The sequence below is a fragment of the Balneolales bacterium ANBcel1 genome (assembly GCA_029688905.1).
In the GTDB taxonomy this organism is placed as follows: domain Bacteria; phylum Bacteroidota; class Rhodothermia; order Balneolales; family Natronogracilivirgulaceae; genus SLLW01.
On sequence record JARULB010000005.1, the window covers coordinates 244,177 to 260,337 of the forward strand.

Sequence of the window (16,161 nt, forward strand, 5' to 3'; positions counted from 1 at the left end):
AGCACTTGCTAACAGGAATAGCCCTCATGAGCGGACTGATACTCATATCGTCACTGTCTGCGGCTCAGCGGTTGGAAACCGGTCTGACCCTGTCTGCGCATGGAGGCTATTCCACCAACCTTTATCTGGTACCGCAGATGGCTGACTGGAGCCGCACCGAACCCATGGGTTTCACCTCCCTGAGACCTGCAGGATACCTGCTGCTTACAAGCGCCGGGCGCAGCCTATCCATCAACGCGGCAGGTCAGCTCATTCACCTGACAGGGGATCACCCCGACCGTGCTTCCGTACTGCTGTCCACCAGATTTCGCCAGCGCGTTTCCTCAGGGTTTTCACTCGCCGGTTCCGGCGGCCTGCATGTCTACTCGGCATCACAGCAGTATTACTCCCAAACCCGTAACATGCAGTGGCTCCAGGCAGAAGCAGAGTGGTTCTTCAATCCATTTACAAAGATGGAGGTGACCGGCGGATCCGCCCGGCGCAGTTTCATGGTACCCGGCCTCGACACGGACCAGTCCAGCCGATACGATTTTTACGGCATCGGTCTTGAATACTGGCCGGGATTCCGGTGGCGCCTGCGAACAGACTTCCGCAGCAGCCCGGCCCATATCACCAACCCGGGGGATGGGTTCTCCACCTCTTTCTCCGTATCAAGATTCACGGGAAATGGAGCCATGTTCCTGCTTCAAACCGGGCTTGAGCAATACTCAACGGAATTTCAGGATGCGGCCGGGAGCGGTACTGCGTCACCCAATACCAACTTTCAATCCGGGCTCTCCGGTTCTGAGCCCATTTACCCCACCCATGCAGCTACCTCAACCGACACCCCGGTTATTCAGGGGCACTCCTTTTTCGATTTTTCCGGCAACGACCCGACTGCCGAAGAAACCATTACATTATCAGATCGCATTCACCGCACAACATTACAGGTTACCTGGCCCCTCGGCAACCAGATAATCATGATCGGTACTGTTTCAGGATTGTTCTGGTTTACCAGTGAGGATCACCGGGCCAAAGCCGACTATCACGCATCCGCCGGTGTTCGGGTACCGTTTTCCATTCGGCGACCGGCCCGCGGTACGCTTCGCACATTGACCTGGGAAACGTCAAACAGGGACGAGACCGTTTTAACAGTACGCTACCGGGGGGAGCAGGTCCTGTACCTTACAGGTAGTTTCAACGACTGGGAGGATCCCGGCATTCCTCTTCGCAGGACGGGCCGGAATCGATACAGCACCCGGCTGGACCTTCCACCGGGGGCCTATGAGTATAAAATTGGCAGGCGCACCAGTGACCGGCTGGAATGGGTGGAACTGCCGGAACAAACTCCAACCGTTCAGGACGGCTTTGGAGGTACCAATGGAATGATTTTCATCGATTACTGAGCATGAGGAACATATGACAAAGGTTATGAATAAAAACTACAATGCCTTCGGACATTTACCGGCGCTCCGGCCTTTTGTGGTGTCGCTGTTTTGCAGTTTTCTGATTGCGATATCAGCCGGGGTACAGGCGCAGCCTGACCATGCCTATCAGCAAATTCTTGATCGCGGGGTCGAAGCCGGCATCGAAGCCGGACAGTTGGATATTCTTCTTGAGCGGGCTCAGAATCGTGGTTTGGATCCATCGGACCTGGCCCGGCTAACCGAACCTCCAATCCAGCTGGCTGAACGGAACCTGCCCTATCAGGCGGTCATACAGAAATCCATGGAAGGTTTGGCAAAACGGGTTCCCACCCACTCCATTCAGCAGGTACTTGAGGATATGTCCCGCGGTATGATACGTTCCGCGGACCTGGTTGATCCCTGGCTGGAACGAAGTGAAGTGCATGCCCTGGTGGAAAGAGGGCGGGGCAACCGGGAGATGAGCAATGCCATGGATGATTTTCGCCGGCAGCTTATAGAGAACACCTCCTATGCTCTTCAGCATGAGCAAAACGGAGAGTATCTGCGCGAGTTTCTTGATGAGATGATTGCAGCAAGAACGACCGAACGAAGCGGGATGGGTTCCATCGCGTCGGCTATTCGCACACTTCCGGACCTGCCCGCCCCGCAGGATCAACCGGAAACAAGAAGCCGACTGTTGATACGTGCGCTGAATGCAGGTTTCAGTCCGGGCCAGATACAGCAACTGCCGGACGCGTTTCACTCCGCGCAATTCAGAAGCCAGTTGCCCGTCGAAAACATTGCAAGAGGCATGGAACAGCAAATGCAACGGGGCATACCGGCCGACCATATACTTGATAATATCTTCAAGGGCAATGTCGGCGGGGGGCCTCCCGGATTCACCCCGCCCGGACTTGAAGGCAGAGGTGAAGGTGGCCGCGGCCGGGGAAGGCGTCCTGATGTCCCTCCGGGAAACGGAGGCCCACCTGATGATATGTAGTCAATAAAAAAATGTAACCTTTTCGAACTTTGGCCGTCTTACGTCCGACTTCAAAAAATCGTTATCATTAATTAAATCAGGCGACACTATGAAAACCCCGATTACGCCCACTCGCACTTTTTCTGTCTTTTCCATGTACGCTGCATTTTCACTCGTTTTGATATTTGCGGTAGCCTCATGTGACGATTCTTCAACAGGAACATCGGCCGGAAAAGGAACACTGGAAGTGCTGATGCACGACAACCCCGGCAACTACCAGGAACTGTGGATTGATGTCCAGAGAGTGGAAGTAAACAATCAGATGGATGAAGGAACCGGTTGGATTGTCATCAGTGAGCCACAGGAACAGTTCAATCTACTGGAACTGGTGAACGGAGCCCAGGTGCTCCTGGGTGAAGCCGAACTTGATGAAGGCACCTACCGGCAAATACGCCTGATACTTGGCGATAACAACACGCTAGTTGTCGATGACGAAACCTATCCACTGAAGACACCGTCACAGCAACAGACCGGCCTGAAACTCTACGTCGACGCGGAAATCCGGGAAGGCATGACCTACTCTCTGCACCTTGATTTTGATGTAGCCCGCTCTGTAGTCAAGCGTGGACGCGGTCAACACGAAAACCCCTATCTGTTGAAGCCTGTCATCCGGGCATACAGCCAGAGCGAAACCGGCATCATCAGCGGTACCGTCACACCGGCCGAATCGGACCCCTGGGTTTACGCCATTGCCGGGGAAGACACCGTGTCAATCACAAGGAGTGAAGAAAACACCGGTGAGTTCCGGCTTCTAGGCCTTCTGGCTGGCACCTACACCGTAACCATTGAGCCCGTTGCCCAGGATTTTGAAGCAACTGAAATCTCTGATGTTGAAGTCACCGCTGGTGAAGTCAAGGAGCTTGGCACCATTGAATTGTAAGAACCGTTCTTAACATTCCCCTGATCAGTTCCCGACCACCTGAACCACGACGTGCCGATCGCGTGGACGGTTGTCGTGGTCGAGAAGAATAATTTGCTGCCAGGTGCCGAGAATGCACCGCCCATCACGAACCGGCACTGTGATCCCCGGTCCCATAAACGTTGACCGGATATGGGAGAATCCGTTGTCATCGCCCCAAGTCTGTGAGTGGTGGGAATGCATTTTTTCCGATGCGAAATCCTCCAGTTTCTCCTTGATATCCCTCACCAGCGCCGGCTCGAACTCCATCGTGGAAATGGAAGCCGTCGACCCGACTGCGAATATGTGGCAAAACCCTTCATCGATACCCGACTCCTGCAGAATGACAGCGACTTTTTGTGTCAAGTCATGAATATCGGAAAAACCCTTTGTGTTAAAGTGAATATCATGTGTTTGAATTTTCATGGGATCTTGGGTTATCAGGTTTTTATAGTAATTCCCTTCGGGGGGATGGGGCTACGTGCCGGGCATGCCGTTCACCATCGGCAGTACGACAACAGTCATCAGCTGTCGGAGCGAAACCAGGTGCGAACGCGACTCACCAGCCTTGCAATTCCGGGCATCAGCCTGCGCGATCCGCTTTTCGGTGTTTTTTCCTTCAGCGCCGGACCGTGTTTCTCCAGCAGCTTCATCACCTCCCACCGGCCGAACATGGCGGCAAAATGCACCGGTTTCATGCCGGCTCCGTTATCGGCGTGCAAATCGGCCCCGGCGCGGATCAGAAGTTCGGCTACATCCGTATATCCCTTGAACGCCACGCCACCCAGCGGCGTCTGGCCGCGGTCGTTGCGCCGATCCACATCCGCACCGTTACGTATCAGCATGGCGACCGTCTCTTCCTCCCCGTTATAGGCTGCGAGCATCAGCAGCGTATTGCCTTTTTCATCGGCCAGGTTGACAGGCAGACCGGCTTCGATCATTTTCTCAAGTTGCTCCGGCTCCCCGCCTCTGGCGAAATCAAGCGCCATCCGCTGAAGTTCGGCATACCGTTTCTCCTCATCTGAAGTAATGGTCATGTTCATGGGTAACCGCTCAGGGTTAAACTGTATGGACTGCAATAGCTCAGGGAGTCCCGGATCAGCGCTGCAGGTCCGGGTAGTATCAAAACTGCGCGCATTGCAGCAAACCGTCGGGCAGGCTGACTCACAGACAGGCGCGCCGGCAAGACAGGGTTTCAGGATTATGTACAACCGGCCAGTGGGCCGGGTATAAAAAAGGGAACCGGTTCAGCATCTGCACGCGAACCGGCTCCCTGTAAAGGTTATTTCTGGCAACCGATGCCATTGATCTCCTCAGGCCGGCCTCGTTACGCCGGGATTACGGCATCGGGTGATCACGAAGCCGCCGGTTAACCGGATTCGTGCTTCAGGTCTTTGGAAAATCAGGTACGGTTGTCAGTCCGCCGACGGTGCTTTGTTCTCAACGCCAAGCGCCTTGGCAACACCTTCGGCATATTCCGGATCCGCTTTATGGAAATGCACCAGCTGCCGCTGGACGATCTCTTCGGAAACTCCGCCCATCGCGTCGGCGATATTACTGAACAGGCGCTGCTTCTGTGCATCGTCAAACAGACGGAACAGATTTCCGGCCTGGGTATAATCGTCGTTGCCCTCCCGGTGATTGTACCGGTCGGCATCGCCGGAAATACGCAGAGGCGGCTCCTTGAACGACGGGTCCTCTGCCGGGCCGTTAAAGCTGTTGGGCTCGTAATAGGCATCCGGATTTCCGGTATCGTTGGCAAAGAATCGCATCGTGCCATCCTTGTGGTAATGGTTCACTTCGGATTTCGGACGGTTTACCGGCAGGGCTTCGTAATGGGTCCCGAGACGATATCTGTGCGCATCGGCATAGGAGAAGATACGTGCCTGCAGCATTTTGTCCGGCGAAAATCCGATTCCCGGAACCACATTGGACGGCGAATACGCCGCGTTCTCAATGTCGGTGAAATAGTTGTCGGCATTGCGGTTCAGCTCCATCACACCCACATCGATCAGCGGATAATCGCCATGCGGCCACACTTTGGTCAGGTCGAACGGGTTATACGGTGTTTTTTCCGCGTCGGCCTCCGGCATGATCTGTACCTTGACGTCCCACTTCGGGAACTCACCGTTTTCAATAGCACCAAAAAGGGCCTCCTGATAGGACTCCCGGCTTTCTCCTATAACTTTTTTGGACTCTTCGTTGGTGTAATGTTTATGTCCCTGGCGGGTCTTGAAGTGAAACTTCACCCAAAACCGCTCTCCCTTGTCGTTCCAGAAACTGAACGTGTGGGATCCGTAACCGTTCATAAACATCGGCGCCTGGGGAATTCCGCGGTCCGACATCAGGATGGTTACCTGGTGCAGGCTTTCCGGGCTAAGTGACCAGAAATCCCACATGGCCTCGGGTGAGCGCAGGTTGGTTCTCGGATGGCGTTTCTGGGTTCGGATGAAATCGGGAAACTTGAGCGCGTCGCGCACAAAGAAGACCGGCGTATTGTTGCCGACCATATCCCAGTTGCCTTCATCGGTATAGAACTTGACCGAAAAGCCTCGCACGTCCCGCTCGGCATCGGCAGCGCCCAGCTCGCCGGCAACCGTGGAAAAACGTGCAACCAGCTCCGTTTTCTTCCCGATTTCAGAAAAAATGGAGGCGCGGGTGTAGCGGGTGATGTCGTTGGTCACGGTAAAGGTGCCGAACGCTCCCCATCCCTTGGCATGAACCACGCGCTCGGGGATGCGCTCGCGGTTCTGATGCGCCAGTTTTTCGATTAGCTGATAATCCTCCAGAAGCACTGGTCCGCGCGGGCCGGCCGTCTTTGAGTTCTGATTATCAGACACCGGATTTCCACCGGTCGTGGTCAGTGTTTTCTTTTTTTTACTCATGAAATACTCGTTTGCTTTTAATGTTTTTAAGCCGGCAGGCATGCTCTTCGTACCGGTCAACAAAAAACTGCCGGTTGCAGTTCTCCGCGGGCAGAAATACCGGCGGGCAACGGGTCACATTTCAAAATAGGATATTGCGGCCTAGTCCCAAAATGAAACCGGACGTACCGGGGTCTCATTGCGAAATCAGACCGTGCTGTATACCGGCAACCTTTGTCGCAGCAATGGTTACCAGCTGAAAAGCGTACCGTCCATTTTACGGTTGACCGGCAGGTATGCCGGTTCATACGGATACTTTGCCGCCAGTTTCTCATCGATATCCACCCCAAGTCCGGGTGCGTCTCCCGGATAGAAATAGCCGTCTGAGAAACTGTAATGATGCGGGAACACCTCATCGGTTTCACGGGTATGCGGCATATGCTCCTGGATACCGAAGTTATTGATTGCAATGTCCAGGTGCAGTGCGGCGGCCATGGTGACCGGAGAGAGATCGGTGGCGCCATGACTTCCCGTCTGCACATGATACATCTCGGCAAAAGCAGCCACTTTTTTCATGTGGGTGATGCCGCCTGCATGCAGTGTGGTCATCCGTATGTAATCGATCAGTTGTTCACGGATCAGATCGTGCGCATCCCAGACGCTGTTGAATATTTCGCCGACAGCCAGAGGAGTGGTGGTATGCTGTCGAATGAGCCGGAACCCCTCCTGAAGCTCCGCCGGAACCGCATCCTCAATCCAGAATAGACGATATGGTTCCAGATCCTTTCCCACCCTGGCGGCCTCAATGGGTGTCAGCCGGTGGTGGCAATCATGCAGCAGATGCGGCTCCTCGCCATAGACATCGCGAATTCGCTTGAACAGCTGTGGGACATGCCTCATGTATTTTTCTGTGGACCAGGCATGCTCCTGGGGCAGTCCCTTCTCGGCGGGTTCGTAGTCGCCGTCTCCTTTCGGCACACCATAGGTGGTCGGCACGCCCGGGATCCCGCTCTGCGCACGCACCGCCTTGTAGCCCATATCAAGATGCCGTCCGACCTCATCCACCGTCTGCTCTATATCCTTGCCGTTGGCGTGGCTGTAGACCATCACTCCGGTACGACTCTTGCCGCCCAGCAGGTTGTATACCGGAGTGCCCAGCGCCTTGCCCTTGATATCCCAAAGCGCCATATCCACGGCGGCGATGGCGGTCATGGTAACCGGGCCCCTGCGCCAGTACGCCCCCTTGTACAGATACTGCCAAATATCTTCGATCTGTGAGGGGTCACGGCCGATAAGGCAGGGCGCCACATGATCCTCAAGATAAGAGGCCACCGCCAGCTCACGCCCGTTGAGTGTCGCATCACCTATTCCGTAGACCCCCTCGTCGGTCTCGATTTTCAATGTAACAAAATTCCTTCCGGGGCTGCAGACAATGACTTTGGTGCTGGTAATTTTCATAATGAATTTCAATAAAGGTAATAACTAATTGCGGCAAACAACTGCCATGGGATGTTGACTCACGTTCGCTTGTCAACAGAAACACCTGCTACCGATTTGTAACAAAGGAAATTAATGTGTCGGTTCGAAAGATAAAGCTATCCCCAAAAAAACACTGCATCCATGTCTGGATTGCTTTACGGCCTCACAAAAAAAAGCCGACAACCCTGATTTGGGCTGCCGGCTCCAGTTCAATAAGATGATATTTCCAATCGAAAACATCAGTGGTTAATCTACTGTCCGAAAATGATCCCAAACAGTAAACATGGATAACTGTTATTTAACCAGCATCATCTTTCTGGTCAGGACAAAACTACCAGCTTGCATACGGTAGAGATATACGCCTGATGAGAGATTACTGGCATCAAAGTTTACGGTATGCAACCCCTGCGATTGCTCCCCATCAACCAAAGTCATGACTTGCTGGCCGAGTGCATTAAATACATCAATGCGGACATGTGAAGCCTGTGGAACTTCATAGGAGATGGTAGTTACAGGGTTGAACGGATTTGGATAATTTTGCCGCAAATCGAATTCAGTGGCAAGCTCGGTGTCAATTCCACCGGACGTTGGCTCTCGTTCCACCTTTTCGACACGGGCATTGGCGAGATAGATGACAATGTTGTCGTTCTCTTCGTGGTTGAGGCCCACAGCGAGACGCATTGTATTCTCTTCGTCGGTTGCACTTACTTCGTGATAGTAGACAACCTCGGTCCATTCCGACGTAATGTCGGCCATGGTTCCACCTCCACCGGTCGCACCACTGCCACTGGGGTAACGTGCCCAGTTACCACTGGCCGGCAGTCCCAGGTACATATTGGCAAGCCCCGGGTTTTCTTCATCCACACCATCAGCTCTGAGCCAAACCGAGGCACGGATGTAATCGCCTTCTTCCGGATAGATGGGTTCATTGACAGCTTCGACATTCCAGTCATCGCCAGATCCGTCCCAGTCGCCAAAATCAATTCTCAGCGCCCTTCCGTCATCATTAAATGCACCTTCCTGGATTTCCATGGAGGCTTGATCGGTAGTCGAAAGTGTCCATGCGTAGGTATCACCATCGACCACCCCTGCTTCACTGGATGAGAAGTCACCGTTATAGTTCAACAGGTCGCCGATGGCATGCGGAGGCTGGGGTATTGGAAGAACTTTTTCGACGCGGGCATTGGCGAGATAGATGACAATGTTGTCGTTCTCTTCGTGGTTGAGGCCCACAGCGAGGCGCATTGTACTCTCTTCGTCGGTGGCACTTACTTCGTGGTAGTAGACAACCTCGGTCCATTCCGACGTAATGTCGACCATGGTTCCACCTCCACCGGTGGCACCGCTACCACTGGGGTAACGTGCCCAGTTACCACTGGCCGGCAGTCCCAGGTACATATTGGCAAGTCCCGGGTTTTCTTCATCCACACCATCAGCTCTGAGCCAAACCGAAGCACGGATATAATCGCCTTCTTCCGGATAGATCGGTTCATTGACGGCTTCGACATTCCAGTCATCGCCAGATCCGTCCCAGTCGCCAAAATCAATTCTCAGCGCCCTTCCGTCATCATTAAATGCACCTTCCTGGATTTCCATGGAGGCTTGATCGGTAGTCGAAAGTGTCCATGCGTAGGTATCACCATCGACCACCCCTGCTTCACTGGATGAGAAGTCACCGTTATAGTTCAACAGGTCGCCGATGGCATGCGGAGGCTGGGGTATTGGAAGAACATCATCACCATTATCGTCTTCAACCTCCTTAACGGCTGTCAGATTATCAAGCAGCAGTTTACCGGCAACCGTCGGATCATCAGAGCCAAGTGCAATTTGCATCTGGATTTCTGCAATCTGATCCAAATTGGGATAATCGTCTTCTGTTTGTGTTTCCCAGGCTGGTACTGCAAATGCCTCAAATGGAAGTACCACTTCTATCCAATCACCAGAATCATCAGCCAGATTCAGATCCACTGCGATTACCCAGGGAATCCGGCCTTCGTCGTGCTGGGTAAACAGAACAGCGTTGAAATTGGCAGAGCCTCCATCGATCGGATCCACGATTTTGTAGCTAAGCCGTAGTTCTTCGTAATCGGAGAGGACGGGGAATTGGTCATTCGTCGGTTGCAGTTGAATATCACTACTTCCACCCCAACCTTCGCCTGCAATTACCTCGTAGGTCCATTCAATAGAGTGATCGCCCTGAACAGCATCGTCGGAGACTGCAAAGGTAGAGACTCCTCCACCGTTATCCCAGTGCCCGAAGTTGTCAAGATTTTCAAATCCCCAAACGAGCAGCTCATCAACGATCTCATCATCTTCGTCGTCATCGTCATCCTCTTCATGGTGCAAAACCCGGAGGTAGTCAACGTAAAAAACATCCTCATTGGCATTATTATCACTGCCCAGGTGGATGCCTACATTCTGATTATCTCCAGCATGCACGAAGTGGTTGATTTCGATCATTTCCCATTCATTCACTGGTAAAGAGCCGCCCCAGATTTGATTCGCTCCCGGATCCAGGCTGAATGTCGGGTTTCCGCCTCCCTGGGGGTCAGCCATAATTCGCATCTCAACCGAATAGGTGTTGCCATTTTCAAAGCCTACGTCCAAATAGAGCGGCTGGATATCCCATGGGTTTTCAACACTTTCAACTTGGGTAATTGTCACCTTTAGCAGTTTATTCTCGCTGTCATCCGGATCTTCAACAATCTCAAAAGTCGCATAATCATCATCTGCCCCCACAAAGGCCCAATTTGCAACACCTGTGGCCTCACCAACTTCTGCATCGGTAAAGTCCGAATTATCGTTGATCACCGTTTGAGCCGATACATTCCCCGCAATAAAGGCGGAAATAAGGCAAAACGCACCCACCCTCATTATCTGCTTCATCTGCTTCCATAGTATACTATCTGATTTCATATAACACCCTCATTTTATTTGTAATTAACACATGCGAAACAATTTTTTACTTATCGGTGTCATCATTCAGTTAATATCCCTGCAAAGCATTATGACACAAAGCCAAAAAACCGGTCGCTATGTGAGTAGAAATGAGCAACATTAGCTCAATCTGAGAAAATTATAGTTCTCCACCCCCTCAAAGTCAAATAAATTGTAACCGCTTTTCATAGTTTCTTTTCAACATTTAACGCCAGGCATTCAAAAAATGCTTTTGAACCGAACTTTCCCGTAAGCTACCAAAGAGGCGGGGCACAACACCCGCATAATATTATAAAAAGTGGAGTTACTATGGTCGAAACAAGTAGTGGTCTGTCATCAGACCTCCAGGAACATGTGCATCAATACAAAACGCCTGCTTTCTTGACTATGCGCAAAGTTTTCACACTATTTTGAACAACAATTTCCTGCTTATCAAGCAATGCGCTAATGCTTGAACAGTACCCGTTTTATGGGTATAGTACGATTGTGTAACCGCCAGATAACGCTTTCAATTATTTAGACTTGAATACAAAACGGAGTATGCCATGAAGAAAAGAAACCTGTCTCAAAACGGACCTGAAATTACGGAATGCGGACTGGGCTGCTGGCAGCTTGGCGGCGGATGGGGCCAACCCTGGGACGACGCCGTTGCCCAGGACATCCTTGAAACGTCCTATCAGGAGGGTGTGCGCTTTTTTGATACCGCGGATGTCTACGGCGACGGTAATGGCGAAAGCGAATCCTCCATCGGCCGCTTCCTGAAAAAGCGGCCGGATGTGTTTGTCGCCACAAAACTGGGCCGCAAAGAGATATACCCCGACGGCTACACCCGCCAATCCTTGCTTGACGCCACCCGGGAATCACTTGCACGACTGGGTGTGGACAAAATTGACCTGACCCAGCTGCACTGCGTCCCTATCGAGGTATTGCGAGATGGAAGCGTATTTGACTGGCTGCGCGAACAACGGGAAGCGGGATTGATCGAGCGGTTCGGTGCCAGTGTGGAAACCGTGGAGGAAGGCCTGATCTGCCTGGAACAGGAGGGGCTGACTTCCCTGCAGGTCATTTTCAACATCTTCCGCCAAAAACCTCTGGAAGAACTCCTTCCCAGGGCACATGACAAGGGAGTCGGCATCATTGTCAGACTGCCGCTGGCAAGCGGACTCCTGAGCGGAAAGATGAAACGTTCTACTACCTTCCGCGAAGGGGACCACCGGAATTTCAACCGCGACGGGGATGCGTTCAATGTGGGTGAAACCTTTGCCGGGCTACCATTTGAAACCGGCGTTGCCCTGGCCGACGAACTCCGGGAGCTGGTTCCCGACGGCATGACCATGGCCCAAATGGCCCTGCGCTGGATACTGGACCACAAGGAGGTTTCTGTCGTGATACCCGGAGCCAGCTCTCATGAACAAGCCAGGCAGAATGCCTCTGTTCCCGGACTCCCGCCACTACCGGCGGAACTGCACCGCCAACTCACTGATTTTTATAAACAAAAGGTGCACAATCAAATCCGGGGAGCATACTAAAACAAAAATAAATGCGGAAAAGGGAAAAAAATCGTAAACTAATTAGCCGTTATTATTAAACCTCCTGTTTTTATTATTGATCTAATCCCTTCTTATGAAGAAAAAATATCACGCGCACATTGAAGCCTTCATGGACGAGGTGGAGTCGCGCAATCCGGGAGAACCGGAATTTCTGCAGTCGGTCAGAGAAGTTGCTGAAACGGTTATACCTTTTATTTCAGAGCATCCGAAATACAGCAAAGCCAATATCCTTCATCGCATGGTTGAACCCGAGCGGGTAATCATGTTCCGTGTCCCTTGGGTGGATGATGAGGGAAAAGTTCAGGTGAACCGGGGCTACCGGGTTCAATTTAATTCTGCAATCGGCCCGTACAAGGGCGGCCTGAGGTTTCACCCGTCGGTGAACCTGAGCGTACTGAAGTTTCTCGGATTTGAGCAGATCTTCAAAAATGCGCTCACTACCCTGCCTCTTGGCGGCGCCAAGGGCGGATCCGAGTTCGACCCCAAAGGCAAGTCGAACCTGGAAGTAATGCGGTTCTGCCAGAGTTTTATGACCGAACTCCAGCGTCACATCAATAAATACACGGATGTTCCCGCAGGTGATATCGGTGTCGGCGCACGTGAAATCGGCTTTCTTTTCGGTCAGTATAAACGCCTTCAAAATGAATTTACCGGCGTTCTTACCGGTAAGGATCTGAACTGGGGCGGCTCGTTCATCCGCCCGGAAGCCACCGGTTACGGAACCGTCTATTTTATCGCGGAAATTCTTGCCAAGCTGAACGACAGCTTCGAAGGAAAGTCGGTTGCGGTATCGGGCTCCGGAAATGTTGCCCAGTTTACGGTTGAAAAAGTGATAGAGCTGGGTGGAAAGGTGATCAGTGTGTCGGATTCGTCCGGTTGCATCATGGCCAAGGACGGCCTGACCCACGAGCATCTCGAGTTCATGAAAAGGCTGAAAAATGAAACGCGCGGGCGTATTCACGAAATGGCCGATAAATTCAGCGAATTAAGCTTTCAGGACAGCGATTGCGTCTGGAACCTGCCGATAAACATCGACATCGCCATTCCCTGCGCCACCCAGAACGAGCTGGACGCCGAACATGCCCGTCACCTGATTGACAAACGGGTCAAAATCGTGGGCGAAGGCGCCAACATGCCGTGTACCTCCGAGGCCGTTCACCTCTTCCAGGATGAAGGCGTAATTTTTGCCCCGGGCAAGGCCGTCAACGCCGGCGGTGTGGCCACATCCGGTCTGGAAATGGCACAAAACGCCCTCCGTCTGAGCTGGGATCGTGAAAAGGTGGACAGCAAGCTGCTGGGCATCATGAAGAACATCCACCAGCAGTGTGTCACCTACGGAGAGAACGAAGACGGCTCGGTGGACTATGTCCGTGGTGCCAACCTGGCCGGCTTTGTCAAAGTCGCCGATGCCATGATGGATCAGGGAGCGGTATAGAACATCCACCGTTCCGCTTCCATTCTGCCCTCTATTAATTTCCCCGCAACTCCGGCTTTTCCCAATCAGGGAAGCGCCGGAGTGCGTCGCGGGTTTGTGCTTTCTCTGAATCTCCGCAATCGAAAATTGACGCCCGTTTTAAATGCAGGCGTCTCCTGTTTTGGTCAGAGCGTAAAGGGATGGTTGGGGGGCTGGCTCAACCGGTTGATCGACCGGGTTATCTCCGCCGACAAGGCGCGGTATCGGTCAGCGTCGGGGTGATTATTTGATTCGGCGCTTTGTGCTCCTTCACCAGTCGAAGCGTTCTGCGGCAAATCGCTTCCCATGGCACTGCCGGATTCGTCATGACTCCATCCGGCCTGTGCCAGATCGTCCCTGATATTTTTCAGCCCCTCCAGTATTTCTTCACGCTGATAGCTGAAAAGATACCATCCCAGTGTCTCGGCCGCGATGATCCGCAACTCTACATCGTCATCTTCACGCGTTACCAGCGCCAGTAGCGGCTCCACAACCTGCTGGTAGCGATACAGTCGGAACATGCGAATTGTTCGGCGGCGGTCGTTGAACGCCAGTGAAGTATCCCGAATGGCCGGAATCATCTCTTCTTCCAGTTGTCTTCCGGTGCGCTCGAAATTATTCAGGGTGTGCGCAACCATCTGCTTCCCCTCTTCGTTTTCATCATGACGGTCCAGCACCACACGGCAGGCATCCGCAGCCCGGGGTGCATCCACTTTCTGGATGGCGGTACGCGCCTTGAACCTGACCCTCCGCGAGTGATCGTTTATCAGCGCCTCCGCTATCATATCCATATAATCGGAACGGCCAATGTCTCCCATCAGACCAATGCTCACGCGCCGGATGTATTCATACGGGTCATGTACGGCTATCGGCAGGATGTGATGAATATGATCGGTCAGGGAGTGCATCCGGGCCAGTGCCTTCAGTGCCTGCAGCCGCACGATATAGGCGGGATCGTTTTCGTACATCCGCTGCAGCGTATCGGCGACGGAAGCACCTTTCAACCGGGCGCTCATTTCTATCGCCAGGGCACGGTAGTTCGGATCCGGATCATTCAACATCTCCTCCCAGAATGACGGCTCTTTCGTTTTCTCTCTGAGGATGGAATTGATATCGCGATCGGTGTCAGCGGCAAACCGGAAGGTGGGGTCTCCAATAATATGGGTCTCCAGGTGGTTTTTAAAATAGACAAGCCGGCCGGCCCGCATTCCATCGGTTAGCAATCCGAGAAACTGATTGGCATCGATATCCTGTAGAACGGATACGGAATGGGCAAGCGCCGCGACCGTCTGGCCATTGCCAAAGACATAACTGCCGGCAACATACGGCGCCTGGATGAACGCCCCGTTGAAACACTGGTCAAACATGATAAATTGGGGAGCCGGACTCAGACGCTCGACATCACCGACATGCATGTCCTGATTGGCGGATGTGATGGAGTCGGCGCGGATAACCTCCTCATCGAATGCTCCGTCAAACCAGCGGGCATCAATTCCGAATTCTTCATAGTACTGAGCTTTTACCTCTTCAAGCGGCTGGCCGCTTCTTTCGGCACGCCGCAGGCGGTTTCTGAGGAAAAGCTGGATGGCGTCCACCTGAGCCTGAACGGTTCTGTGCCGGGGCGATCCGACCAGCAGCTGACGCTCCGGGGTACCATGAGCGTGGAAAACCGCCAGGTTAAGCTCTGGTTTCTGCAGTTCCCGGTAGAGCTCAAATTTGAGGTCTTCTCCTTTGAAGTGGTAATAGTTGGTGAGGCTTCCTCCAGGAGTGAAAAATTGTGGAAACTGTTCTCTCAGTGAGGTGATCTCTCCCTCCCAGGATGCCAGTGATTCGGAATGATATCCGTGTCCGGTGGTAAACAGTCCGTGTTGAAGAATCGGCGGGTTCGCTTTCTGCTTCGCCACCCGTAGTAGATACCGGTTGACCATCTCCCGGCCTTCGGCTCCTTCTGCAGGAGCCTTGATCCGGCCGCTGTACAGATCCATACTCAAAAACTGGGGCGCGTCCGGCAGCAACGAATAATAGTGTTTAAGGGGATGGTTGTCATCCGGACCGATATAGGAAAACTCCAGGTCAAAATCATCATAAAAGCGGTCTGATGGGATCGAAGAGCGTGATTTGTCAAACCGCTCCTGATCCATTTTAAACGAAGAGGTCAGATGTTGCGCATCCCGTATCATGGGGATTGGCAGGTCACCGACGAGAACAAAACCCTCGAGGGAGGGGTTTTCTTCCGCCAGGCTGCGGATCAAATCACGCAGCGGATCGGGCCGCTCCCAATCCCCGATGATGGTATAGACATTCAGTTTGTCGTACTGCTCCAGTGCCCTGCGGTACGCTTCAATGCCATCGGAGGCCACCTTGCCTGTTTCCGAATCCACAATAATGGCAAACGCGGCGGAATGCCCGGTGGTCGGGGGAGTGATCTGTGGTCCCGCATACACGTTTCCGACACTCATTATAATGAACACCAGAGACAAAAGCAGGACGGAGAGGGACCGGAGGCGATATTGAATTAACATGGAAATTCCGAGTAGGTAAGTGAATTAATACGGC

The 16,161-nt window shown here is 52.9% G+C and carries 11 protein-coding genes; 5 read left to right on the top strand and 6 right to left on the bottom strand.

Translation table 11 applies throughout. The features are described 5' to 3' along the window. Window positions 1–26 precede the first annotated feature (26 nt). The 3 genes from QA596_08770 to QA596_08780 all read left to right on the top strand — a co-directional run bounded on the left by QA596_08770 (window position 27) and on the right by QA596_08780 (window position 3,304). A complete protein-coding gene (locus tag QA596_08770) occupies window positions 27–1,385 on the top strand; it encodes a glycogen-binding domain-containing protein (GenBank protein ID MDG5767553.1) in 1,359 nt (452 codons plus the stop codon). A gap of 25 nt (window positions 1,386–1,410) precedes the next feature. Then, window positions 1,411–2,385, top strand: a complete 975-nt coding sequence (locus QA596_08775; GenBank protein MDG5767554.1) for a hypothetical protein — start codon at window positions 1,411–1,413, stop codon at window positions 2,383–2,385. Between the two features lie 88 nt (window positions 2,386–2,473). Then, complete coding sequence (locus QA596_08780) at window positions 2,474–3,304, top strand: DUF4382 domain-containing protein (GenBank protein MDG5767555.1); 831 nt, start codon at window positions 2,474–2,476, stop codon at window positions 3,302–3,304. Between the two features lie 24 nt (window positions 3,305–3,328). Here the strand turns inward: QA596_08780 and QA596_08785 are convergent, their stop codons facing one another. From QA596_08785 to QA596_08805, 5 genes are all read right to left on the bottom strand, one after another. Next, window positions 3,329–3,748 (bottom strand): secondary thiamine-phosphate synthase enzyme YjbQ, encoded by a 420-nt coding sequence (locus QA596_08785; protein ID MDG5767556.1) that lies wholly within the window; start codon window positions 3,746–3,748, stop codon window positions 3,329–3,331. A 98-nt stretch (window positions 3,749–3,846) separates the two neighbouring features. After that, window positions 3,847–4,359, bottom strand: coding sequence for an ankyrin repeat domain-containing protein (locus tag QA596_08790; protein MDG5767557.1), 513 nt, complete (start codon window positions 4,357–4,359; stop codon window positions 3,847–3,849). A 378-nt stretch (window positions 4,360–4,737) separates the two neighbouring features. Beyond that, window positions 4,738–6,207, bottom strand: a complete 1,470-nt coding sequence (locus tag QA596_08795) for a catalase (protein MDG5767558.1) — start codon at window positions 6,205–6,207, stop codon at window positions 4,738–4,740. 228 nt (window positions 6,208–6,435) lie between these two features. After that, the gene (locus QA596_08800) at window positions 6,436–7,644 is read right to left on the bottom strand and encodes a D-galactonate dehydratase family protein (GenBank protein MDG5767559.1); all 1,209 of its coding nucleotides are present in this window, start codon (window positions 7,642–7,644) and stop codon (window positions 6,436–6,438) included. A 315-nt stretch (window positions 7,645–7,959) separates the two neighbouring features. Continuing rightward, window positions 7,960–10,581 carry a T9SS type A sorting domain-containing protein gene (locus QA596_08805; GenBank protein ID MDG5767560.1) on the bottom strand — a complete coding sequence of 874 codons (2,622 nt, stop codon included), beginning with the start codon at window positions 10,579–10,581 and terminating at the stop codon, window positions 7,960–7,962. 566 nt (window positions 10,582–11,147) lie between these two features. On the opposite strand from QA596_08805, the gene QA596_08810 reads away from it, so the two are divergent. Both QA596_08810 and gdhA read left to right on the top strand, forming a co-directional pair. Continuing rightward, window positions 11,148–12,131 carry an aldo/keto reductase gene (locus QA596_08810; protein ID MDG5767561.1) on the top strand — a complete coding sequence of 328 codons (984 nt, stop codon included), beginning with the start codon at window positions 11,148–11,150 and terminating at the stop codon, window positions 12,129–12,131. A gap of 94 nt (window positions 12,132–12,225) precedes the next feature. Further along, on the top strand, window positions 12,226–13,587 hold the full coding sequence (gene gdhA / locus QA596_08815) for an NADP-specific glutamate dehydrogenase (protein MDG5767562.1): 1,362 nt from the start codon (window positions 12,226–12,228) through the stop codon (window positions 13,585–13,587). A 164-nt stretch (window positions 13,588–13,751) separates the two neighbouring features. Here gdhA and QA596_08820 read toward each other — a convergent pair whose 3' ends face one another. After that, window positions 13,752–16,127, bottom strand: a complete 2,376-nt coding sequence (locus QA596_08820; GenBank protein ID MDG5767563.1) for a HEAT repeat domain-containing protein — start codon at window positions 16,125–16,127, stop codon at window positions 13,752–13,754. Window positions 16,128–16,161 lie beyond the last annotated feature (34 nt).